The sequence below is a fragment of the Streptomyces sp. NEAU-W12 genome, assembly GCF_026242095.1.
GTDB lineage: Bacteria > Actinomycetota > Actinomycetes > Streptomycetales > Streptomycetaceae > Streptomyces.
Map to the genome: position 1 here is coordinate 246,688 of NZ_JAPJDM010000008.1, position 20,973 is coordinate 267,660.

A 20,973-nucleotide genomic window follows, 5' to 3' on the forward strand; every position below is an offset into this window, starting at 1 on the left:
CCACCTCGCATCATCGCGTCTTCATCGGAAGAGCGTTTCGTTTCGTCCCGACTGATCTGCCCCAGTAGCTGCATCAGCGACGAGACTCGCCACCGCGACGATGCGGTGCTCCCCGCTTTGTGGACGTGCCAAACATCCCCTGCCCCGGTTTTCCCGGCGGCCGGGCCGTCTCTGGTCAGGACGTCCTCATTCCGGGTGGTTCCGCCCGTCGCACCGGCGCCTTTCGTTGCCCGTTTCGCGAAGGAGCCCGCCATGTCGATGATCCGCGACCTGCGCGCCGTGGTCCGTCCCTCCCGTGTCTCGCTGCGCAAGGAGAGCAGCTCCCCGTACGACACCACCCGTGACCCGGCGACGGCCACCGCGGTCGTCGACTGCGCCATCTACCGCGACGGCCGGCGCGTGGAGACCGAGGGCCCGCTCACCCCGCAGGAGGCGATGCGCCTGGTGCGCCGCGACTCGGGCTTCGTGTGGATCGGACTGCACGAGCCGACCGAGGACGAATTCTCCGGCGTCGCCCGCGAGTTCGGGCTGCACCCGCTGGCCGTGGAGGACGCCGTCCAGGCCCATCAGCGGCCCAAGCTGGAGCGCTACGACGACTCGCTCTTCACGGTCTTCAAGACCATCCACTACCTCGACCACGACCGGCTCAACTCCAGCAGCGAGGTCGTCGAGACCGGTGAGGTGATGTGCTTCACCGGCCGGGACTTCTTCATCACCGTCCGGCACGGCGGCCAGGGCTCCCTGCGGGCCCTGCGGCACCGCCTCCAGGAGGACCCCGAGCTGCTGGCCAAAGGCCCCTCGGCGGTCCTGCACGCCATCGCCGACCACGTCGTCGACGGCTACCTCGCGGTCGCCGACGCGGTGCAGGACGACATCGACGAGGTGGAGACGGAGGTGTTCTCGCCGGGCCGGGGAGGCACCCCGCGCGGCACCGACGCCGGACGGATCTACCAGCTCAAGCGCGAGGTGCTGGAGTTCAAGCGGGCGGTGTCACCGCTGCTGCGGCCCATGCAGCTGCTGAGCGAGCGGCCGATGCGGCTGGTCGACCCGGAGATCCAGAAGTACTTCCGGGACGTCGCCGACCACGTGGCCCGGGTGCACGAGCAGGTGATCGGCTTCGACGAACTGCTCAACTCCATCCTCCAGGCCAACCTCGCGCAGGCGTCCGTGGCGCAGAACGAGGACATGCGCAAGATCACCTCGTGGGCCGCCATCATCGCCGTACCGACGATGGTCTGCGGGGTGTACGGCATGAACTTCGACTACATGCCGGAGACGCACTGGAAGTACGGCTATCCGGTGGTCCTCGGCGTGACCGTCGCCCTCTGTCTGGGCATCCACCGCACGCTGAAGCGCAACGGGTGGCTCTGACACCGGGACCGGGGGCCAGGAGGGCCGAGGGCCGAGAGGGCCGGGGCCGGGAGGGCCCCGCGGCTCCGGCCCCGGCCCCGGCCCCGCGGCCCTGGATAGGCTGGGCCCATGACAAGTGCGACCAGTGCGCTGTTCGACCGGGCCCTCGTCGAGGAGGCCACCAAGAAGTCGGGCCTCGTCTGGGTCCAGGGGCCCGGTGTTCCGGCCCGGCCGCTGTGGCACGTGTGGCACGAGGGTGCGATGTGCCTGGTCGGCGACGGCCCCGGCGAGCAGCCGCTGCCGGGGCTGGTGGACGGCGGGCCGGCCGAGGTGACGGTGCGCAGCAAGGACAAGGGCGGGCGGCTGGTCTCCTGGGCCGCGACGGTCGTGGAGCTGCCGTCCGGCTCCGAGGAGTGGGAGGCGGCGGTCGCCGCGCTCAAGGGCAAGCGGCTCAACGCGCCCGACGGCGAGGCGATGCCGGAACGCTGGGCCCGTGAGTGCCGGGTCCTGCGTCTGGAACCGACCGGGGTGACGGCACCGCTGCCCGACGGCTCCCTGGCCGAGCCACCGCCGGCGACCCCGGTGACCACCCGGCGTCCTGCCCCCGCGGGCCTGCCCCGGCTGCTGGCGGGGCGGAAGAAGCGCCGCTGACCGGTCGGCCGTACCGGTTCTCCTACGACGTCGGGAGCTGCCCCTCGTAATCCAGCGTCTCGTCCTTGGCCGGCTTCTCCAGGGCGAAGTCGGTGCCCCAGGCCGAGAAGGTGAGGGTGCCGGCCTTGCCGGCGCGCACCAGGCGCAGCGGGTACGGCTTGCCCTCGAGGGAGACGTCCAGGGTGCCGCCGGAGCCCTGGTCGCCGGTGACGCGGATGCTGCGGACGCCGTCCTGCTCGTGGTGGCCGTCCGTGGCGAGGGTGCCGTGCAGGGTCAGCAGGCTGTCGAGGAGAACATCCTTGTCCGCGAAGCCGATGAACTTCTTGTACGACGGGTCCCCCTCCGGCACCTTCACGTACTTCTCGGCGAGCTTGCCGGCCGCCGCCGCGTCCGACGCGCCCTCGCCCTCGCCCTCGCCCTTCGCATCGCCCTCGCCGGCCCCGCCGTCCGCCTGACCCCAGAACCTGGCGTCGGCCTTCAGGAAGAGCTCGTCGTCGACCTTCAGCAGCCGGAAGGTCTGCCCGCCGGCGGTGACCGATCCGATGCCCCCCTCGGGCTTGAGGCGCATGTCGAGCGTGTACGTACGCCCGCTGGTGACCACGTTCCCGTGCAGCCGCACGGTGTCGACCGACTTGGCGGCCGTCCGCGTCCTGTTCTGGATCTCGGCGGCGGACAGCTTGCCGACGCCGTTGGTGCCCCTGTGCGGGTCTTCCTCCTCGGAGGAGCATCCCGTGAGCGCCGTTCCGGTCACGAGCAGCACGCACACGGCACTCGCCAGTGTGGCTGTGCGGGAACGGCCCGGGGAGATCGGAGTCACAGGTTGCGCTGCCTCTCGGACGGGGACCTGAACGGCGTACCGCAGATTACCGGGACCGCACCGGCCCCTCGGAGGCAGTCCGTCCGGACCGGCTCCCGAAGCACCGCCGGTCCGGACGGGCTAGCCTGAAGCCGCCTGAACGGGGCATCCGGACCACCGGCACGGTACGCGGGGGAGAAGCGGCAGGACCAGAGCAGGCAGCACGCAGCACAGGCAAGGCGGCACGGCAGCACCGCCCCGTACGAAAAGGAGCCGCCGCCATGGCAGCGGGCGCCCCCCGGTTCTTCGTCTCGCACATCTCCGGCGTCGCCACCTTCGATCCGGCCGGTGACCAGGTGGGGCGGGTGCGCGATCTGGTCGTCATGCTGCGGGTGGGCGGACGTCCGCCGAGACTGCTCGGTCTGGTGGTCGAACTCCCCAGCCGGCGCCGCATCTTCCTGCCCATGAACCGGGTGACCGCCGTGCAGTCCGGCCAGGTCATCACCACCGGGGTGCTCAACGTCCGGCGCTTCGAGCAGCGGCCCACCGAGCGGCTCGTCTTCGGCGAGCTCCTGGACCGCAGGGTGAAGCTGGTGGAGACCGGTGAGGAGGTCACCGTCCTGGACCTGTCGGTGCATCAGCTGCCGGCCCGTCGGGAATGGGAGATCGACCGGGTGTTCGTCCGCAAGGGCAAGAAGGGTGGAACGTTCCGGCGGGGCAAGGGGGAGACGCTGACCGTCGAGTGGTCGGCGGTCACCGGGTTCTCGCTGGAGGAGCAGGGGCAGGGGGCCGAGAGTCTGCTCGCCACGTTCGAGCAGCTGCGTCCCGCCGACCTGGCCAACGTCCTGCACCACCTCTCCGCCAAGCGCCGCGCCGAGGTGGCCGCCGCCCTGGACGACGACCGCCTCGCGGACGTGCTGGAGGAACTGCCCGAGGACGACCAGGTGGAGATCCTCGGCAAGCTGAAGGAGGAGCGCGCCGCCGACGTCCTGGAGGCCATGGACCCGGACGACGCCGCCGACCTGCTCTCCGAACTGCCCGAGGAGGACAAGGAGCGGCTGCTGAGCCTGATGAAGCCCGGTGACGCGGCCGACATGCGGCGCCTGATGGCGTACGAGGAGCACACCGCGGGCGGTCTGATGACGACCGAGCCGATCGTGCTCAGGCCCGACGCGACCGTCGCCGACGCCCTGGCCCGCATCCGCAACCCGGACCTGTCCCCGGCGCACGCGGCCCAGATCTACGTGTGCCGTCCGCCGGACGAGACCCCGACCGGCAAGTACCTGGGCACGGTCCACTTCCAGCGGCTGCTGCGCGACCCCCCGTACACGCTGGTCGGCTCGATCATCGACGACGATCTGCAGTCGCTGGCGCCGGACGCGGCGCTGCCCGTGGTCGCCGGGTTCTTCGCCGCGTACGACATGGTGGCGGCGCCCGTGGTCGACGAGACGGGCGCGCTGCTGGGGGCGGTGACGGTGGACGACGTACTGGACCACATGCTGCCGGACGACTGGCGGGAGACCGAGTTCCACCTGGACGACGACGTCCCGGACGGTACCGACGACGCGGACGGCAGGGATGTCAGGGATGTCAGGGACGACAAGGGGGTGGTGACCGATGGCACCTGAGCGCGACGGTGTGCGCGAGCAGCGTCAGCCCGCGGGAGCCACGGCCTCCGGCCACCGGCCGCGTACGCCCCGGCTGGACCAGCCGCTCCCGCCCGGGCGCCGGCTGGTGCCCGAGTGGGACCCGGAGGCCTTCGGGCGCCTGTCGGAGCGGATCGCGCGGTTCCTGGGGACCGGGCGGTTCATCGTCTGGATGACGGTCGTCATCATCGTGTGGCTGGTGTGGAACGTGGCCGCGCCCGAGGAACTGCGCTTCGACGAGTACCCGTTCATCTTCCTGACCCTGATGCTCTCCCTCCAGGCCTCGTACGCCGCCCCGCTGATCCTGCTCGCGCAGAACAGGCAGGACGACCGCGACCGGGTCAACCTGGAGCAGGACCGCAAGCAGGACGAGCGGGTGATCGCGGACACCGAGTACCTGACCCGGGAGATCGCCGCCCTGCGGATCGGGCTCGGAGAGGTCGCGACGCGCGACTGGATCCGCTCGGAGCTCCAGGACATGATGAAGGAACTCGAGGGACGGCAGAACGGACACCGGCCCCACCAGGACCGCCAGGACCACCATCACGGCGATGCGGGCACAACGGCCTCCGGAACGTGACGCAGACGACCGGTAGCGGGCTTACCGGGGGGCGTACCGGGCGCCGTACCATCGACACCATGGCTACGGAAGACGCGGTGCGCGAGGCACTGGCGACGGTGAACGACCCCGAGATCAACCGGCCCATCACCGAGCTGGGGATGGTCAAATCGGTGGAGATCGACGCGGACGGGGCGGTCGCGGTCACCGTGTACCTGACGGTCTCCGGCTGCCCGATGCGGGACACGATCACGCAGCGGGTGACGGACGCGGTCTCCCGGCTCGAAGGCGTCACCCGGGTCGACGTCACGCTGGACGTGATGAGCGACGAACAGCGCAAGGAGCTGGCGAACGCCCTGCGCGGCGGCCAGGCCGAGCGCGAGGTGCCCTTCGCCAAGCCGGGCAGCCTGACCCGGGTGTACGCGGTCGCCTCCGGCAAGGGCGGGGTCGGCAAGTCGTCGGTGACGGTGAACCTGGCGGCGGCGATGGCGGCCGACGGCCTGAAGGTGGGCGTCGTGGACGCCGACATCTACGGCCACTCGGTGCCGCGCATGCTGGGCGCCGACGGGCGTCCGACCCAGGTCGAGAACATGATCATGCCGCCGTCCGCGCACGGTGTGAAGGTCATCTCCATCGGCATGTTCACCCCGGGCAACGCGCCGGTGGTGTGGCGCGGCCCGATGCTGCACCGCGCCCTGCAGCAGTTCCTGGCGGACGTCTACTGGGGCGACCTGGACGTGCTGCTGCTCGACCTGCCGCCGGGCACCGGCGACATCGCGATCTCCGTCGCGCAGCTCGTGCCGAACGCCGAGATCCTGGTGGTCACCACGCCTCAGCAGGCGGCGGCCGAGGTGGCCGAGCGGGCGGGTTCCATCGCCGTGCAGACCCACCAGAAGATCGTCGGCGTGGTCGAGAACATGTCCGGCCTGCCCTGCCCGCACTGCGGCGAGATGGTCGACGTCTTCGGCACCGGTGGCGGCCAGTCGGTGGCCGACGGGCTGACCCGGACCACGGGTGCGAACGTCCCGGTGCTGGGGTCCATCCCCATCGACGTGCGCCTGCGCGAGGGCGGTGACGAGGGAAGGCCGGTCGTCCTGTCCGACCCGGAGTCCCCCGCGGGTTCGGCGCTCCGCTCGATCGCCGGCAAGCTCGGCGGGCGCCAGCGCGGCCTGGCGGGACTGGCCCTGGGCATCACGCCGAGGAACAAGTTCTGAGCGCTCCAGGGGCCCGTACGGGGCCGTGAGCGCGCCGTGGTCCGCTGTGCCGCGGGGCGCCGTCCGTCGGGCGGCGCCCTTCGCCACACAGGGGACAGCCCTGCGGGGAGGCCCGTACGGGGCCCGTACGGGGGCTGCGGTACGCTCCGCGGCTCAGGGGGCCGCGTAGGCGGTGATGTCCTTGACCACGGCGAAGCCCAGGCCGTACGCGCTCATGCCCCGGCCGTACGCGCCGAGGTGCACGCCCGCCCGCGTCGATCCCGCGAGCACCCAGCCGAACTCGGACTCCCGGTAGTGGAACGGCGTCGGCACCCCGTCCACGGGGAGGGAGAGCGTCGACCAGTCCGGTCCGTCGAGGTCGTCCGCCAGCACCCAGGCCGTCTCCGTCTGCTGCTCCAGCCAGTCGTCGCGCAGGGAGTGGTCCACCTGGCCCGGCCAGGTGAACGACAGCAGCCCCACTCCGGCCAGCCAGGCGGCGGAGGACACCGAGGTGGCCTCCATCAGGCCGGTGCCGTCCGCGCTGCGGCGCACCGGGTTCGCGGCCACCGTCACGGCGACCGCGAACTTCTCCTTCGCGTCCTGGCCGGTCTGCTGGGCCGTGTACTCGCTGCGGACCGAGGGCTCGTCACCGTGCCCGATCGACCCGTGCTCGACGGCCCCGTCGGCCGCGGTGGCGACCTGCATCAGCCAGCGCCGCCCCGTGAACGCCTCGTCCAGGCCGTACCACGGGAAGGGCGCGCTCAGGTAGCCGTCGACCGTGCGCCGGCCGAGGGGGGCCTGTCGTCCATCCTCCGCGGCCGACGCCTGCGCGACTGCCCGACTCGTCGTCTCCATGCCCGGACGCCTCCTCGCTCTCGTCGGACCGGGGGCGGCCCGCCCCCCTTCGGGCGTACTCGTCCGGACCGCACAACAACCCGGGCAGCATAGCCACCTCGTGGGCGTGCGCCGGGAAAGCACTCGGCACATGAGCCGCACGGACGTCCGGTTCAGGCCGTACGGGGGCCTGACGGAGTATGAAACGCGTCACGCACGGGGGGTGTACGTCCGCGCCGACCGGCCCTGCCGACGCCCGGTGGGGCTCAGGTGGCGTCCGCGTCGAAGGGCGGACGGTCGTCGACGGCCGCCTTCTCGGGCTTCTTCGTCATGTCGGGGCGACCGCCCGCTGCGGGCGCGGAGGAAGCAGCGGAGGAGGACGAAGAGGCCGGGGAGGACTCGGGGTCACGGCCGTGGACGGCGTCCGTGACCTCGGTCATCTCCTTCTTCAGGTCGAATCCGCTGCGGATCTCCTTGAGCCCCAGCTCGTCGTTGTCCAGGTGCTTGCGGATGAACGTCTTGGGGTTGAGGTCCTCGAACTCGAAGTCCTTGAACTCCGGGCCGAGCTCCTCGCGGATGTCCTGCTTGGCGCTGTCCGAGAAGTCGCGGATCTTACGGATCGTCCTGCTCACGTCCTGGATGACCTTGGGGAGCTTGTCCGGGCCGAAGACGAGTACGGCGAGGACGACGAGCGTGACCAGCTCGAGCGGTCCTATGTCATTGAACACCTGAAGCTCCTTGCGATGTCCTCGGCCCTCGGCCCTCGGTGGTCAGTGCGTCGACGCGTCCGTGCGTCCGTGCGGTCTTCCGTGGTCCGGGCCGGGTCCACGGTACCCGGCCACCCCGTACGACCGGTACTGTGCCGGGCCCTCCGGCTGCGTGACGCGTACGGTCTTCGCCGACTGTTCTCCCTCCCTTGTCCGTCGCGCCCGAGTGTCTGCCGCGCTCCGTGCCGTCCTGTGTCCAGGGCCTGGGGCGGAGGGCGGCCGCACGGCGCCATGGAGGCCCCCCTCTGCTCGGGCGAAGCCGAGAGCTCGGGGGAACGCTCTCCAGGCGTGCCGCCCAAAAGCCCTCGTACCGCGCGTGCCCGGGCTTCCGGGCGGTGCGGGTGCGGGTGCGGCGAGAGTGCGTGCCGGGGTCGCGCGGCAGACGCCACTCCCGCCGCAGGCCCTAGTCACCTCCGGAGGAGCCGAGGACGAGCGAGACCTCGCGCTCCTTGCCGTCCCGTTCCAGGGTGAGTTCCAGGCGGTCCCCGGGACGGTGGGCGCGGGTCTTGACGATGAGTTCCTCACCGGAGTGGACGCGCTGCCCGTCGACCTTCGTGATGACGTCGCCGGCCTCGATCCCGGCCCTGTCCCCGGGGCCGCCGCTGCTGACCGGGGGGCCGCCGTCGCTGCCCCTGGTGCCGACGCGGGCGCCGTCGCCGGCGTAGTCCATGTCCAGGGTGATGCCGATCACCGGGTGGGTCGCCGTGCCGGTGTTGATCAGTTCCTCGGCGACGCGCTTGCCCTGGTTGATCGGGATGGCGAAGCCGAGGCCTATGGAGCCGGCCTGACCGCCCTCGGCCTCGCCGCCGCTGCCGGCGGAGCGGATGGCGGAGTTGACGCCGATCACGTGGCCCTCGGCGTCGAGGAGGGGGCCGCCGGAGTTTCCGGGGTTGATCGGGGCGTCGGTCTGCAGGGCGTCGACGTAGGACACGTCACTGCCGTCGCCCTGTCCGCCGCCCGCCGTGATGGGTCGTTCGCGGGCGCTGATGATGCCGGCGGTGACCGTGCCGGCCAGGTCGAAGGGGGCACCGATGGCGACGACGGGGTCGCCCACCTGCGCGTTGTCCGAGTTGCCGAGGGGCAGGGGGGCGAGCCCGCTGACACCCTTGACCTTCACCACGGCGAGGTCGTAGCCGCTGTCCCCGCCGACGATCGTGGCCTCGGTGGTGTCGCCGCTGTGGAAGGTCACGGTGATCTCGCCGTCGCGTCCGGCGGGCTGCACGACGTGGTCGTTGGTGAGGATGTGTCCGCGGTCGTCGAGGACGAATCCGGTACCGGTGCCCGCCGACGCCGCCCCGCTGACGTGCAGGGTGACGACGCTGGGCAGGGCCTGCGCGGCGATCCCGGCGATGCTTCCGGGTTCCCGTCCGGCGGGCTTGCCCTCGGCCTGCGGGAGTTCCACGGAACCGACGCCGCCGTTGCGCTCCAGCTGGGTGCCGACGATCCCGCCGACGCCGCCGGAGAGGAGCGCGACCACCAGCATGAGGCCGACGAGCACCCTCCTGCCCCGCTTGCGCCGCTGCCCCTCCGTGGCGACCCCGCCCCCGGTCTGCTGCAACGGGGCGCTCGCCGCGGCGGCGGCCCAGGGGTCGTAACGCCGCCAGGGGTCGGCCGGCGCCTGGGCGTCCGCCGCCGGAGCGTCCGGGGCCGGGAACACGGCCGGGGGCGCGGGTTCGGTTGCGGGCGCGGTTGCGGGGTGGTTCGCGTCCGGGGTGCCGGGGGCGGGCACGGCGGGAGCAGCGTGCGTGGGCATGCCGTGCGGCAGGGTGCCCGGTTCCGGGGACGGCGCCGGAACCGATGCGTCCTGCGCGGGAGGTGCCGCCGCGGGGTGCTGAACCGGGGGCGCGGGCGCCCAGGGCCCCGGCTCACCGTACGGCGGGGTGCTGTAGGGATCGGGGTCGTGCAACGGCCGGAGCTGCTCGGACCGGCCTCCGAGGACACCGGAATCGGCGGACTCGGCAGGCCGTGCGGGCTCCGGAGTCACGCCGGGCCCCCACGGGTCGGTGGTTCCCGCGGGCTCACCGAAGGCACCGGACCCGGAGGAGCGTGCGGACTCCGGAGCCGCGCCGGGTCCACGCGGCCCGGTGACCGCCGCAGGCTCACCGAAGGCACCGGACCCGGAGGAGCGTGCGGACTCCGGAGCCGCGCCGGGTCCACGCGGCCCGGTGACCGCCGCAGGCTCACCGAAGGCACCGGACCCGGAGGACCCGGAGGACCCGGCAGGCTCGGCGGACCCTGCGGTCCGTGCGGGTTCCAGGGCCGCGTCGGACTCACGCGGGTCAGTGGTTCCCACGGGCTCGACGTCCTCCGGCAGGCCGGGTCCCGTCGTCCCGGCGCTCAGGGGCCGGTGCAGTTCGTAGTCGTCCTCCGTGTCGGCCGGGGCCGTGGCGGGACGCGCGAGTGCGAAGTCGTCGGAGCCGCCCGACGACGCCGGACGCTCCAGCTCGAAGTCCCCGCCCCCGTCCCCGTCCGGCTCGGCCGGCTGTTCCCGCTCCCCCGATGGGCTCGCCTTCGGGGGCTTCCCCTCGTTCATGCTCTCCCCACAGCTGGCCGCAGATCGTCGACTCCGTGGCTCCGTACGCCTCCGCGCAGGAACTCTCCTGGTGCGGCGCCCGGCCGCACGGGCCTGGGCGCACCCCTGGATTCAATCAGGTTCGCACGCCCGTGCGCAGCGGACGCGGTCGGTGCACAGGCCTGCGCACCGGTCAGCGGATGGTGCGGGAGGAGGCGACGGGGGCGGGCGCCGCGGTCGTGCCGACGGGGGGTGCGGAGGAGACGGGGGGCGACGAGACGGCGGCGACGGGGAAGGCACCCGGGGTCCTGAGCCCCGGGGTCGTCTCCCACTCCGACAGGGCCAGCGGCGCTGTCAGCGGGGCCATCGGTGCCCCGCCGGCCATGACGGGGACGGCCGCCAGGGGGCTGTGGCGCCGGGGGGCGGGCGGTGGCACTCCGGGGAGCAGCGGCGCGGACGCCTGGGTCGGGGCGGCCGGGGTGGCGCCCAGCGCGCTCTGGCCCTGCAGCTGGCCCAGCAGCGGGGCGGTACCCCGGCGTCGCTGGGACTCGGGCGCCGTCGCCGCCGTGCTGCCCTGGGTGCGCAGCGGCGTCACGTTGCTGCCGCTGCCCGAACCGCGGACCTCCGCCTCGGTGGGGGTGACGGTGGCGACACCGCCGAGGGCGATCGCCGCGAGGGACACCGCTCCCGCCGCCGCCGCGGCGAACCGCATCCCGCGCGAGGAGGACCGGTCCTGCTCGTGCCGGCCGACGTCATGGATGCGGAAGCCCTGGTCCGCCCGGCCCGCGCCCGACGGGGACGTGAGCAGGGGGGCGGGCCGCCGGGCAGGTGTGTAGGCGAACTCGAACCGCTCGCCGCGCCTGCCGGTCCCGAAGGTTTTGGGCACCCCGCCGAGCTGCACGGGCGGGTCGCCCGGCAGTTTTCCGCCGGTCGACGGCGAGCCGCCGCCGAGGTCGCCGCCCGCGGGAAGGCCCTGGAGACGGGCCAGGAAGCTCTCGGACGGGGGCGGGGGCGCGACCTGTGCGAAGACGTTCTTCAGGCGGCGCTGCGCGTCCACCTCCGACTTGCACTTCGCGCAGGTGGCGACGTGCGCCAGTACGCGCTCACGCGCGTCATGACCGAGCTCTCCGTCCACCAGGGCGGAAAGGCGGTCTCCCAGGTGCTGCTCTGCGAGGTGTCCCTCGGCAGGTTTCGGCCGTGAACCGCTCACGTGCTCGCGCCCCCTCCTCCCAGTGCGGGGACACGCGGCATGAAGGAGCGGCGCTCCGCGCGCGCCTGGGGCGAACGGTGGGCGAGGGCCTTGCGCAGCTGGGAGCGCCCGCGGTGGATCCGGGACCGGACCGTGCCGAGCTTGACTCCGAGGGTCGCGGCGATCTCCTCGTACGACAGACCTTCGATGTCGCAGAGGACGACCGCGGCGCGGAACTCGGGCGCGAGCGTGTCGAGGGCCTGCTGGACGTCCGCGTCGAAGTGGGTGTCGTTGAAGACCTGCTGCGGTGTGGGCTCCTTGCTGGGGAGCCGCTCGGCCGCGTCGTCGCCCAGGGAGTCGAAACGGATGCGCTGCTTGCGGCGCACCATGTCCAGGAAGAGGTTGGTGGTAATACGGTGCAGCCAGCCCTCGAAGGTGCCCGGCGTGTACGTCGACAGCGAGCGGAAGACGCGGACGAAGACCTCCTGGGTGAGGTCCTCCGCGTCGTGCTGGTTACCGGTGAGACGGTAGGCGAGCCGGTAGACCCGGCCGCTGTGCATGCTGACGATCTCCTCCCAGGTGGGCGGAGTCCACGCCTGCCCGTCCGCGTCGGTGGAGAAGCTCGCGGTCTGGGCCGGGTCAGCGGCGTGGCTGTGGTCAGCAGCTGTGTCGTTCACGGATTTCGGCCTGCCCGCCGATCCGAGGAAGCGCCTCAGCACTCCCCCTCGATCCATAGGCGCAGCCGCACCTCCCCTATCGGCTCTGATGGTGTCCGGTGGAGCCCCTACCATAGCCACCTCGCCCGTTAGCTCCGGATAAGCGGTTTTACGAGAAATTGATGCGGGCTGCCACAGCTCGTGCGCCTGCGTCAGTACTTGCTCGGTGTCCTCGCTCATTCGCCCACCCCCTCCACGGCACACGCCGCTCGCTCTTCCCTTTGAACGACCGGTCCCATCAGTGGGTTCCCCGCGTCAACGGATAAAGTCACGCCGAGGCAACCACGGGGACAGGAGAGGGTCATTACCGCCAACCGGCAGACGAGCTGGGCGTTCGCGGACGCCTATGTCGCCGAGGACGAGGCGCTGCACTGGGCCCGGGACCGGGCCCGTGAGGCAGGGCTGCGCTCGGTGTCGCCCGGTACGGGTGCGGCCCTGCGGTTGCTCGCGGCCACCGCGGACGCCAAGGCGGTCGCGGAGATCGGCACCGGCTGCGGCGTCTCCGGGATCCACCTGCTGCACGGCATGCGGCCGGACGGCGTGCTGACCACGGTCGACCAGGAGCCGGAGCACCAGCAGTCGGCCCGCCAGGCCTTCCGTACGGCGGGCTTCGCCGCCAACAGGGCCCGCTTCATCCCGGGCCGGGCGCTGGACGTCCTGCCCCGTCTCGCGGACTCCGGCTACGACCTGGTCTTCTGCGACGGCGACCGGCTCGAGTACCAGGACTATCTCGCCGAGTCGTTGCGTCTGCTGCGTCCGGGAGGCCTGGTCGCCTTCGAAGGGGTCTTCGCGAACGGCCGGACGGTGGACTCCGGCCCGCAGCCCACCGAGGTGCTGCGGCTGCGGGAACTGGTGCGGGCCCTGCGCGAGAGCCAGGAGATGGTGTCGTCCCTGCTGCCCGTGGGTGACGGACTGCTCTGCGCGGTGAAGCGGTAGCGGACGTCCGCGAGTGTCCGGCGGTGGGCCCCGCCCCGCCCCCGGCCTGTGCAGACAGTCGCCCCGGTGCCGCATGCGGCACCGGGGCGACTGAAGGGGTATGGTCGCTTGCGCGTCAGCCGACGACCTTCTTGAGGGCGTCGCCGAGCGCGCCGGCCTCATCCGGGGTCAGCTCGACGACGAGCCGACCGCCGCCTTCGAGCGGAACGCGCATGACGATGCCCCGCCCCTCCTTGGTCACCTCGAGCGGGCCATCACCCGTCCGCGGCTTCATGGCCGCCATGCTCGTTCCCCTTCCTGAAACCCAGCTCAACCGTCTAGCCGACGGCCCACTGAAGGGCACCTGCGGTCCTTGAAGCAGGACACACGCCACCGGCATCGAACACATTGCTTCCAGGCCATTATCCCGCATCTCAGGACCCGATGACCAACATCGGTCGGCATCGCTTGGGCAACGCGCGCGATCAAAACCACTCAATTCGGCGATGTGGCTGCGATACTGCGCCACCGCACACCGCCCCACCGACGGAAAACGCACCGGAATTCTTTGACGCAGGTCACATGCGGGCTCCGCTCCACCGCCGTCGATCTCCGTCATGCTGTCCTGCACAGGGACGTACTGACGAGTAGGTCCACGAGCCGCGACGCGGAGGGACACACCATGGCCGACACCGTGCTCTACGAGGTGAGCGACGGACTCGCGACGATCACGCTGAACCGCCCGGAGGCGATGAACGCGCTGAACGTGGCGGCGAAGGCCGCGCTCCGGGACGCGGTCCGGGCCGCCGCGGACGACGACGGCGTACGGGCCGTGCTGCTGACCGCGGCCGGCGACCGGGCGTTCTGTGTCGGGCAGGACCTCAAGGAGCACATCGGGCTGCTGGCCGCCGACCACGAGGACGGCGGCGAGCGCACGATGAGCACGGTGCGCGAGCACTACAACCCGATCGTGAAGGCGCTCGCCGGGGCCGCGAAGCCGGTGGTCGCCGCGGTGAACGGGGTCGCGGCCGGAGCGGGCTTCGGCTTCGCGCTGGCGGCGGACTACCGGATCGTGGCCGACACGGCGGCGTTCAACACGTCGTTCGCCGGGGTCGCGCTGACCGCCGACTCCGGGATCTCCTGGACGCTGCCGCGGGTCGTCGGCCCGGGCCGCGCCACCGACCTGCTGCTCTTCCCCCGCAGCATCACGGCCCAGGAGGCGTACGACCTCGGGATCGCGAACCGGCTGGTCCCGGCCGCCGAGCTGCGCGCGGAGGCCCGGAAGACGGCGCTGGCGCTGGCCGCGGGACCGACGGTGGCGTACGCGGCGCTGAAGGAGTCGGTGGCGTACGGGCTCACCCACTCCCTGGAGGAGGCCCTGGAGAAGGAGGACGAGCTCCAGACCCGGGCAGGTGCCTCCGAGGACCACACGATCGCCGTGCAGGCCTTCGTCAACAAGGAGAAGCCGAAGTACCGGGGGCGCTGACCGGGGAACGGGAGGTGCCGGGCGGCCTGCGGCGGGGGCCGCCCGCCTCCGCGGCTCAGGTCCGTCGGGCCACGCAGTCCTTCAGGTGGTCGTCGACCAGGCCGCAGGCCTGCATCAGCGCGTACGCCGTGGTCGGGCCGACGAAGCGCAGGCCCTGCTTCTTCAGGGCCTTGGACAGCGCCGTCGACTCGGGGGTGACCGCGGGGACGTCGGTGAGGGTCGCCGGGGCCGGGCGGCCGGCCGGGTCGGGGGCGTGCGACCAGATCAGGGCGTCCAGGTCGCCGGGCGCCCACCCGGCCAGCACCCGTGCGTTGCCCAGGGTCGCGTCGATCTTGGCGCGATTGCGGATGATGCCGGCGTCGGCGAGCAGACGCTCCCGGTCGGCGTCGGTGAACTCCGCGACAGCCGCGATCCGGAAGCCTGCGAAGGCGGTACGGAAGCCCGGACGACGGCGCAGGATCGTGAGCCACGACAGGCCGGACTGGAAGGCCTCCAGGCTGAGGCGCTCGAACAGGGCGTCGTCCCCGTGGACCGGGCGGCCCCACTCCTCGTCGTGGTAGGCGACGTAGTCCTCGGTGGACAGGGCCCAGGGGCAGCGCGGAGCGCCGTCCGGGCCGGCGAGGGCGGCTCCGTCGGTCACGGCTGGTCTCCCTCCTGGCGGGCGTCGGGCTCGTCCGGGGCGGCGTGGGCCGCGACGGCCCGGGCACCGGCCAGCGCGGACTCCATGTCGGCGATCCGGGCGTCGCGCTCGGCGAGTTCGGCGCCGAGGCGGCTCAGCGCGTCGTCCACGTCGGCCATGCGGTAGCCGCGGGCGGCGAGCGGGAAGCGGAGTGCGTCCACGTCCGCGCGGCTGACCGGGCGGTCCAGCGGCAGAGTGTCCCTCAGGCGGTCGGGGGCCGCGTCGGGCAGCGGGCCGCTCTCCCCGCCGCCCACCACCGCGAGGGTCACCGCGGCGACCACGACGGCGAGCGCGACGACCAGGAACAGGAACATAACCATCGCTGAGGTCCCCAGGGTTGGATCGGGAGGGTTGGGTCGGGAGGGCTGGGTCGGGCCGGAGTCGGATGTGTGGCTCCGATCGTGCCATGCGAGTCTGACAGTCGGGTTCACAGGCGGCCGGGTACGGCCGCGGACCGGACCCGACGAGGAACCGAACGAGGAGAGGTCTCAGGGGATGCTCAGGCTGGGCAGGCGGGAATTCGCACCGCACGAGCCGGTGATCATGGCGATCGTGAACCGGACCCCGGACTCCTTCTACGACCGGGGCGCGACCTTCCGCGACGAACCGGCACTCGCACGCGTGGAGCAGGCGGTGGCCGAGGGTGCCGCGATCATCGACGTCGGCGGGGTGAAGGCCGGGCCGGGCGAGGAGGTGTCCGCCGAGGAGGAGGCGCGGCGGACGGTCGGTTTCGTCGGCGAGGTGCGGCGGCGCTTCCCGGACGTCGTGATCAGTGTGGACACCTGGCGGCACGAGGTCGGCGAGGCCGTGTGCGAGGCGGGGGCGGATGTACTGAACGATGCCTGGGGCGGGGTCGATCCGCGGCTCGCGGAGGTCGCCGCGCGGTACGGCGCCGGGCTGGTGTGCACCCACGCGGGAGGCGCGCCGCCGCGGACCCGGCCGCACCGGGTGGAGTACGAGGACGTGATGGCCGACATCCTGGACCGGACGCTGGAGCTGGCGGAGCGTGCGGTGTCCCTGGGCGTGCCGCGGGAGTCGGTGATGATCGATCCCGGGCACGACTTCGGCAAGAACACCCGGCACAGCCTCGAGGCGACGCGGCGGCTGGACGAGATGGTCGCCACCGGGTGGCCGGTGCTGGTGTCGCTGTCCAACAAGGACTTCGTCGGCGAGACGTTGGACCGGCCGGTCAAGGAGCGGCTGCTGGGGACGCTGGCGACGACCGCGGTGTCGGCGTGGTTGGGGGCGCGGGTGTACCGGGTGCACGAGGTGGCGGAGACGCGGCAGGTGCTGGACATGGTGGCGTCGATCGCGGGTCATCGCCCGCCGGCGGTGGCCCGGCGGGGGCTGGCGTAGGGCTCCGCCCCGGGGAACGGTCCTGCTCTTACGCCCACTTCGTCCACGCCGCCCCCAGACCCCGGACAAAGGGCCCCACCCCGGACCCCGCCAAGGGCCCCGCCCCCGGGGAACGGCCTGTGCTCACCCATCACCCGACTCGGTCGGTCGAAAGGTGGCCCGAGGACCGCGCCCGCCCTCGCCCGCGCCCGCCCGCGCCCGCTTCCGGTCGGTCAAGGGCTGGTCCTCAGCGGCCCGCTTCCTTCGAGACCAGGGCCACCGCTTCCTCCACGTCGTCCGTGACGTGGATGAGGAGGAGGTCCTTGTCGGCCGCCTTGCCCTGGGCGATGACCGTGTGGCGCAGCCAGTCGACCAGGCCGCCCCAGTACTCGGTGCCGAACAGGACGATGGGGAACTGGGTGATCTTCTGCGTCTGGACCAGGGTCAGCGCCTCGAAGAGTTCGTCGAGGGTGCCCAGGCCGCCGGGCAGGACGACGAAGCCCTGCGAGTACTTGACGAACATCAGCTTGCGGACGAAGAAGTACCGGAAGTTCAGCCCGATGTCGACGTAGCTGTTGAGCCCCTGTTCGAAGGGCAGCTCGATGCCGAGGCCGACCGAGACGCCGTTGGCTTCGCAGGCGCCCTTGTTGGCCGACTCCATGGCCCCGGGGCCGCCGCCGGTGATGACGGCGAAGCCCGCCTCGACCAGGCCCCGGCCGAGTCGGACGCCGGCCTCGTACTCCGGTGAGTCCACCGGGGTGCGTGCCGAGCCGAAGACGCTGATGGCGGGCGGCAGCTCGGCGAGGGTACCGAAGCCCTCGATGAACTCCGCCTGGATGCGCAGCACCCGCCAGGGGTCGGTGTGCACCCAGTCCGAGGGCGCGCGCCCGTCCAGCAGCCGCTGGTCCGTGGTGCTCGCCTGGACCTGGTCCCGCCTGCGGAGCACCGGACCCAGCCGCTGCTCCTCCGGTGGGCTCTGCTTGCCCTCGGGGTTGCCAGTAGCCATATGTGCTCCCTCCGGTTGCGGTCTCCCCCGCTCGAAAGACGCCGAGGTCCGGGGGAGAGGTCGTTCCACTTCAGCGTAGATCCACGCGGGTTACGTCTGGGGGACGTCAGCATGTCCGCGGGGAAGCGTTCCAAACGCCCTGATACGGCGGCGCGCTCACGCGGTCAGCCAGGTCCGCAGCCGCTCCTCCCCCGCGACGATCTTCGCCGTCTCCACGCGTTCGTCCCGCTTGTGCGCCAAGTGCGGGTTGCCGGGGCCGTAGTTGACGGCCGGGACGCCGAGCGCGGAGAAGCGGGAGACGTCCGTCCAGCCGTACTTGGGCTGCGGGGTGCCGCCCACCGCCTCGATGAAGGCGGCCGCGGCCGGGTGGGAGAGGCCGGGCAGGGCCGCGCCGCTGTGGTCGTCGACGACGAACTCGCTCACGCCGCAGTCGGCGAAGACCTCGCGGACGTGGGCGAGGGCGTCGGCCTCCGAGCGGTCGGGGGCGTAGCGGAAGTTGACGGTGACGACGCACTCGTCGGGGATGACGTTGCCGGCCACGCCCCCGGAGATGCCCACCGCGTTCAGGCCCTCGCGGTACTCCAGGCCGTCGATCACCGGGTGACGCGGCTCGTAGGAGGCGAGGCGGGCGAGGACGGGGGACGCCGCGTGGATCGCGTTGGAGCCCATCCAGCCGCGCGCGGAGTGGGCGCGTTCACCGGTGGTCTTCAGGAGCACCCGGAGGGTGCCCTGGCAGCCGCCTTCGACCTGGCCGTCGGAGGGCTCGAGGAGGACCGCGAAGTCGCCCTCCAGCCAGTCGGGACGCTGCTCGGCGACGTGCTTGAGGCCGTTGAGGTCCGCGTCGACTTCTTCGTTGTCGTAGAAGATGAAGGTCAGGTCCCGGTTGGGCTCGGGGACGGTGGCCGCGATGCGCAGCTGGACGGCCACGCCCGCCTTCATGTCGCAGGTCCCGCAGCCCCACAGCACGCCGTCCTCGTCGAGCCGGGAGGGGACGTTGTCCGCGATCGGGACCGTGTCGATGTGACCGGCGAGGATCACGCGCTCCTCGCGCCCCAGGTTCGTACGGGCCACGACGTTGTTGCCGTACCGGTCGACCGTGAGGTGCGGCAGGGCGCGCAGGGCGGATTCGATCGCGTCCGCGAGGGGCTTCTCCGTGCCGCTGACGGACGGGAAGTCGACGAGCCGCGCGGTCAGAAGCGCCGCGTCCAGGGTGAGGTCAAGCGGGGTGTCGGCCATGCCCACGACCCTAACGCGCTGGTCCGGGCGCACTGTCCACACCCGGCGCACACGCCTCGTACTCTCCAGTACCTTGTACGCGTGTCAGAGTCACCGCCTCCTTCCAAGCGTCGTGGCCGCTTCTTCCGCTTCGGGGCGGCCTCCGTGGTCCTCCTCGGAGTCGCCGGCTACCTGGTGGTCCAGTACGACACGGGCGGCGGTCCGAGCGGGCCGGGCTGCCGGGTCGTGTCCGCCAAGGGCGACGGGGCCACGTACGAGTTCACGCCCGAGCAGGCGGTGAACGCGGCGACGATCACGGCTGTGGGCACCGCGCGCGACCTGCCCGAGAGGGCCGTGACGATCGCGCTGGCGACCGCGCTCCAGGAGTCGGCGCTGCGCAACATCGACTTCGGGGACCGCGATTCGCTCGGCCTGTTCCAGCAGCGGCCCTCGCAGGGCTGGGGCACGCCGAAGGAGATCATGGACCCGGCGTACTCGGCGGGGAAGTTCTACGACGGTCTGGAGGAGGTACCGGGGTACACCCGGCTGCCGCTCACCGTCGCCGCCCAGCGGGTGCAGCTCAGCGGCTTCCCGCAGGCGTACGCCAAGCACGAGCCGGATGCCACCCTGCTGGCCGCCGCTCTCACCGGCCGCCGTTCGGCGGCCACCCTGACCTGCGAGGGCCGCCCGGCGGCGACCCGCGCGGCGGGGACGGACGCGGTACGGGCCGCGCTGGCCCGCGACTTCGGGCGGGGCGCCCTGGAGCCGGCCGGTGGCGGGGTCGGCGATCCGGCGAGCCCGTCCTCCGCTCCCGGGGACGAAGGCGCCGGCTCGGACGGACGGACCATGACGCTGCCGGTCTCCACCGAGGCGGACCCCGGCCGCAAGGGCAGGGACCGGGGCTGGCAGCTGGCGCACTGGGCCGTGGCCAACGCCTCCGCGCTGCACATCGAGCGGGTGTCGTACGCGGGGGAGGAGTGGAGCGCCGGGGACGACGGCCGGTGGAGCCCGGCCGACGGCGAGGACGGCGAGGACGGCAAGAACTCCGCGGGCTCGGACGGCGGTGCGGACGCGGTCCGGATCACGACCGCGCGGTAGTCGCGCGGAGTGCGCCCCCCGTCGTGGTGGACCCGGGCATGACCTGCCGCCTCCGGTCCGGGGCCGGCGGGCGTGTCCTGCCGGGAGAGCTCCCGGCGGCCGTCGCCGGTCCCGGCTCCGCGGGCCCGGACGGGGGCACCGGCGAGGCCGTAGGTGTCGCGCCCGGTGTGCCGCTCGACCGGCCTCACCACGTGACGGGGCGCCACCCCGCGCGGCCGCCACGCGAAGCGGCCCGCACGGACACCCGCACAGTTGCCCGACGGACCGCTCCCAGGGGTTGCCCCGAGGGGCGGGCCGTTGACGAGGTGGGCGGATTTCCGCGCCCCCTCCCCCGACTCGGCGTACTCCTTGGGACTTGGGCGCTGTAACCATTCGGCAGCCCATCGAACGGCGTACCGTTCGTCCGCTTTTCGGCGTAGCCGATCATGTGACGCATTGCCAACTCTTTACGTCGTCGCACCGCAACCTTCCCGCCCTTCGAGCGGTAGTCACTGCGTCCGAGCCCGGAGGCCGATCACCGGGTCCGGCTGGACGTCCCACCGTTCTCTCCCGCCGAAGGAGCACCATGTCCCTCCCCCTGACCCGTCGGATCGCCCGTGCCGCGCTGCTCGTCGCCGCCGGAGCGGCCGCCGGGGTCGGTGCGGCCGGTTCCGCCGGCGCGGCCCCCGAACTGCCGGCCACCCCGAGCGTCGGCGGCCTGACCGTCCTGGACGGGGCCGGCGCGACCGGCGCCGTGGACGACGCGGCGCACACCGTCACCGACACCGCGGGCAACTCCGGCGGCCGGGCACTCGAGCAGGCCGCCGGGGACGCGCTGCCGACCGACGCCGTCGGTCTGGAGGGCGTGCCGACCGCCCAAACCCTCCCGGCCACGGCGCTGCCGCTCGGCTGACCCGTCCGGATCCACGGGGATCCGTCCGGACACGTCCGGACCGCACGAACGCCGTCGGGGCCCGGGAAGAACCCGGGCCCCGACGGCGCTGGTTTGGGCGCTCCCCCCCCTCACCCCGTCAGGCGTTGCACCCC

General features: G+C 72.6%; 20 protein-coding genes and 1 pseudogene. 10 read left to right on the plus strand and 11 right to left on the minus strand.

The window, feature by feature from the left end:
* The first annotated feature begins 252 nt into the window (after positions 1 to 252).
* Positions 253 to 1,371: a magnesium and cobalt transport protein CorA gene (locus ORI94_RS12610; protein WP_266074611.1), complete on the plus strand. Its 1,119-nt coding sequence runs from the start codon at positions 253 to 255 to the stop codon at positions 1,369 to 1,371.
* Between the two features lie 108 nt (positions 1,372 to 1,479).
* A complete protein-coding gene (locus ORI94_RS12615; RefSeq protein ID WP_266074613.1) occupies positions 1,480 to 2,001 on the plus strand; it encodes a hypothetical protein in 522 nt (173 codons plus the stop codon).
* 22 nt (positions 2,002 to 2,023) lie between these two features.
* Here the strand turns inward: ORI94_RS12615 and ORI94_RS12620 are convergent, their stop codons facing one another.
* Complete coding sequence (locus ORI94_RS12620; protein WP_266074615.1) at positions 2,024 to 2,818, minus strand: hypothetical protein; 795 nt, start codon at positions 2,816 to 2,818, stop codon at positions 2,024 to 2,026.
* A gap of 260 nt (positions 2,819 to 3,078) precedes the next feature.
* On the opposite strand from ORI94_RS12620, the gene ORI94_RS12625 reads away from it, so the two are divergent.
* The 3 genes and pseudogenes from ORI94_RS12625 to ORI94_RS12635 all read left to right on the plus strand — a co-directional run bounded on the left by ORI94_RS12625 (position 3,079) and on the right by ORI94_RS12635 (position 6,216).
* A complete protein-coding gene (locus ORI94_RS12625; protein WP_266074616.1) occupies positions 3,079 to 4,425 on the plus strand; it encodes a magnesium transporter MgtE N-terminal domain-containing protein in 1,347 nt (448 codons plus the stop codon).
* Positions 4,415 to 5,039, plus strand: a pseudogene (locus ORI94_RS12630) (DUF1003 domain-containing protein). Before ORI94_RS12625 ends, ORI94_RS12630 begins: the two are co-directional and overlap by 11 nt.
* 43 nt (positions 5,040 to 5,082) lie before the next feature.
* Entirely contained in the window at positions 5,083 to 6,216 is a 1,134-nt protein-coding gene (locus ORI94_RS12635) for an Mrp/NBP35 family ATP-binding protein (RefSeq protein ID WP_266074617.1), read from the plus strand.
* 153 nt (positions 6,217 to 6,369) lie between these two features.
* On the opposite strand, the gene ORI94_RS12640 is transcribed toward ORI94_RS12635, so the two are convergent.
* The 5 genes from ORI94_RS12640 to sigE all read right to left on the minus strand — a co-directional run bounded on the left by ORI94_RS12640 (position 6,370) and on the right by sigE (position 12,231).
* Positions 6,370 to 7,050, minus strand: a complete 681-nt coding sequence (locus ORI94_RS12640; RefSeq protein WP_266074618.1) for a hypothetical protein — start codon at positions 7,048 to 7,050, stop codon at positions 6,370 to 6,372.
* Between the two features lie 245 nt (positions 7,051 to 7,295).
* A complete protein-coding gene (locus ORI94_RS12645) occupies positions 7,296 to 7,757 on the minus strand; it encodes a sec-independent translocase (RefSeq protein ID WP_266074619.1) in 462 nt (153 codons plus the stop codon).
* A gap of 442 nt (positions 7,758 to 8,199) precedes the next feature.
* Positions 8,200 to 10,329 (minus strand): trypsin-like peptidase domain-containing protein, encoded by a 2,130-nt coding sequence (locus ORI94_RS12650; RefSeq protein WP_266074620.1) that lies wholly within the window; start codon positions 10,327 to 10,329, stop codon positions 8,200 to 8,202.
* A gap of 172 nt (positions 10,330 to 10,501) precedes the next feature.
* Positions 10,502 to 11,518, minus strand: a complete 1,017-nt coding sequence (locus ORI94_RS12655; RefSeq protein WP_266074621.1) for an anti-sigma factor family protein — start codon at positions 11,516 to 11,518, stop codon at positions 10,502 to 10,504.
* Positions 11,515 to 12,231, minus strand: coding sequence for an RNA polymerase sigma factor SigE (gene sigE, locus ORI94_RS12660; RefSeq protein WP_266074622.1), 717 nt, complete (start codon positions 12,229 to 12,231; stop codon positions 11,515 to 11,517). The genes ORI94_RS12655 and sigE overlap by 4 nt, the downstream gene beginning before the upstream one ends.
* 219 nt (positions 12,232 to 12,450) lie before the next feature.
* On the opposite strand from sigE, the gene ORI94_RS12665 reads away from it, so the two are divergent.
* Positions 12,451 to 13,149, plus strand: coding sequence for an O-methyltransferase (locus ORI94_RS12665; RefSeq protein WP_266074660.1), 699 nt, complete (start codon positions 12,451 to 12,453; stop codon positions 13,147 to 13,149).
* A 115-nt stretch (positions 13,150 to 13,264) separates the two neighbouring features.
* On the opposite strand, the gene ORI94_RS12670 is transcribed toward ORI94_RS12665, so the two are convergent.
* Positions 13,265 to 13,432 (minus strand): DUF3117 domain-containing protein, encoded by a 168-nt coding sequence (locus tag ORI94_RS12670; RefSeq protein ID WP_069086806.1) that lies wholly within the window; start codon positions 13,430 to 13,432, stop codon positions 13,265 to 13,267.
* 378 nt (positions 13,433 to 13,810) lie between these two features.
* Here ORI94_RS12670 and ORI94_RS12675 point away from each other — a divergent pair, with 378 nt between their 5' ends.
* Positions 13,811 to 14,614 carry an enoyl-CoA hydratase/isomerase family protein gene (locus ORI94_RS12675; RefSeq protein ID WP_266074623.1) on the plus strand — a complete coding sequence of 268 codons (804 nt, stop codon included), beginning with the start codon at positions 13,811 to 13,813 and terminating at the stop codon, positions 14,612 to 14,614.
* A 55-nt stretch (positions 14,615 to 14,669) separates the two neighbouring features.
* On the opposite strand, the gene ORI94_RS12680 is transcribed toward ORI94_RS12675, so the two are convergent.
* Positions 14,670 to 15,254: a DNA-3-methyladenine glycosylase I gene (locus ORI94_RS12680; protein WP_323056047.1), complete on the minus strand. Its 585-nt coding sequence runs from the start codon at positions 15,252 to 15,254 to the stop codon at positions 14,670 to 14,672.
* A complete protein-coding gene (locus tag ORI94_RS12685; RefSeq protein WP_266074624.1) occupies positions 15,251 to 15,613 on the minus strand; it encodes a DivIVA domain-containing protein in 363 nt (120 codons plus the stop codon). Before ORI94_RS12685 ends, ORI94_RS12680 begins: the two co-directional genes overlap by 4 nt.
* Positions 15,614 to 15,788: 175 nt before the next feature.
* On the opposite strand from ORI94_RS12685, the gene folP reads away from it, so the two are divergent.
* On the plus strand, positions 15,789 to 16,649 hold the full coding sequence (folP, locus tag ORI94_RS12690) for a dihydropteroate synthase (protein ID WP_266074625.1): 861 nt from the start codon (positions 15,789 to 15,791) through the stop codon (positions 16,647 to 16,649).
* A 226-nt stretch (positions 16,650 to 16,875) separates the two neighbouring features.
* On the opposite strand, the gene ORI94_RS12695 is transcribed toward folP, so the two are convergent.
* The gene (locus ORI94_RS12695; protein WP_266074626.1) at positions 16,876 to 17,634 is read right to left on the minus strand and encodes a TIGR00730 family Rossman fold protein; all 759 of its coding nucleotides are present in this window, start codon (positions 17,632 to 17,634) and stop codon (positions 16,876 to 16,878) included.
* 156 nt (positions 17,635 to 17,790) lie between these two features.
* Positions 17,791 to 18,870 (minus strand): succinyl-diaminopimelate desuccinylase, encoded by a 1,080-nt coding sequence (dapE, locus tag ORI94_RS12700; RefSeq protein ID WP_266074627.1) that lies wholly within the window; start codon positions 18,868 to 18,870, stop codon positions 17,791 to 17,793.
* 81 nt (positions 18,871 to 18,951) lie between these two features.
* Here dapE and ORI94_RS12705 point away from each other — a divergent pair, with 81 nt between their 5' ends.
* Positions 18,952 to 19,947 (plus strand): heavy metal transporter, encoded by a 996-nt coding sequence (locus tag ORI94_RS12705; RefSeq protein ID WP_416237808.1) that lies wholly within the window; start codon positions 18,952 to 18,954, stop codon positions 19,945 to 19,947.
* 565 nt (positions 19,948 to 20,512) lie between these two features.
* A complete protein-coding gene (locus tag ORI94_RS12710; RefSeq protein WP_266074628.1) occupies positions 20,513 to 20,839 on the plus strand; it encodes an ATP-binding protein in 327 nt (108 codons plus the stop codon).
* The last annotated feature ends 134 nt before the right edge of the window (positions 20,840 to 20,973 follow it).

Excerpts from the sequence above, each read along its gene's own strand:
- ORI94_RS12610 (WP_266074611.1), top strand. The coding sequence starts at position 253 with ATGTCGATGATCCGCGACCTGCGCGCCGTGGTCCGTCCCTCCCGTGTC.
- ORI94_RS12615 (WP_266074613.1), top strand. The coding sequence starts at position 1,480 with ATGACAAGTGCGACCAGTGCGCTGTTCGACCGGGCCCTCGTCGAGGAG.
- ORI94_RS12625 (WP_266074616.1), top strand. The coding sequence starts at position 3,079 with ATGGCAGCGGGCGCCCCCCGGTTCTTCGTCTCGCACATCTCCGGCGTC.
- ORI94_RS12635 (WP_266074617.1), top strand. The coding sequence starts at position 5,083 with ATGGCTACGGAAGACGCGGTGCGCGAGGCACTGGCGACGGTGAACGAC.
- ORI94_RS12640 (WP_266074618.1), bottom strand. The coding sequence starts at position 7,050 with ATGGAGACGACGAGTCGGGCAGTCGCGCAGGCGTCGGCCGCGGAGGAT.
- ORI94_RS12650 (WP_266074620.1), bottom strand. The coding sequence starts at position 10,329 with ATGAACGAGGGGAAGCCCCCGAAGGCGAGCCCATCGGGGGAGCGGGAA.
- sigE (WP_266074622.1), bottom strand. The coding sequence starts at position 12,231 with ATGGATCGAGGGGGAGTGCTGAGGCGCTTCCTCGGATCGGCGGGCAGG.
- ORI94_RS12670 (WP_069086806.1), bottom strand. The coding sequence starts at position 13,432 with ATGGCGGCCATGAAGCCGCGGACGGGTGATGGCCCGCTCGAGGTGACC.
- ORI94_RS12675 (WP_266074623.1), top strand. The coding sequence starts at position 13,811 with ATGGCCGACACCGTGCTCTACGAGGTGAGCGACGGACTCGCGACGATC.
- ORI94_RS12685 (WP_266074624.1), bottom strand. The coding sequence starts at position 15,613 with ATGGTTATGTTCCTGTTCCTGGTCGTCGCGCTCGCCGTCGTGGTCGCC.
- folP (WP_266074625.1), top strand. The coding sequence starts at position 15,789 with ATGCTCAGGCTGGGCAGGCGGGAATTCGCACCGCACGAGCCGGTGATC.
- ORI94_RS12695 (WP_266074626.1), bottom strand. The coding sequence starts at position 17,634 with ATGGCTACTGGCAACCCCGAGGGCAAGCAGAGCCCACCGGAGGAGCAG.
- dapE (WP_266074627.1), bottom strand. The coding sequence starts at position 18,870 with ATGGCCGACACCCCGCTTGACCTCACCCTGGACGCGGCGCTTCTGACC.
- ORI94_RS12710 (WP_266074628.1), top strand. The coding sequence starts at position 20,513 with ATGTCCCTCCCCCTGACCCGTCGGATCGCCCGTGCCGCGCTGCTCGTC.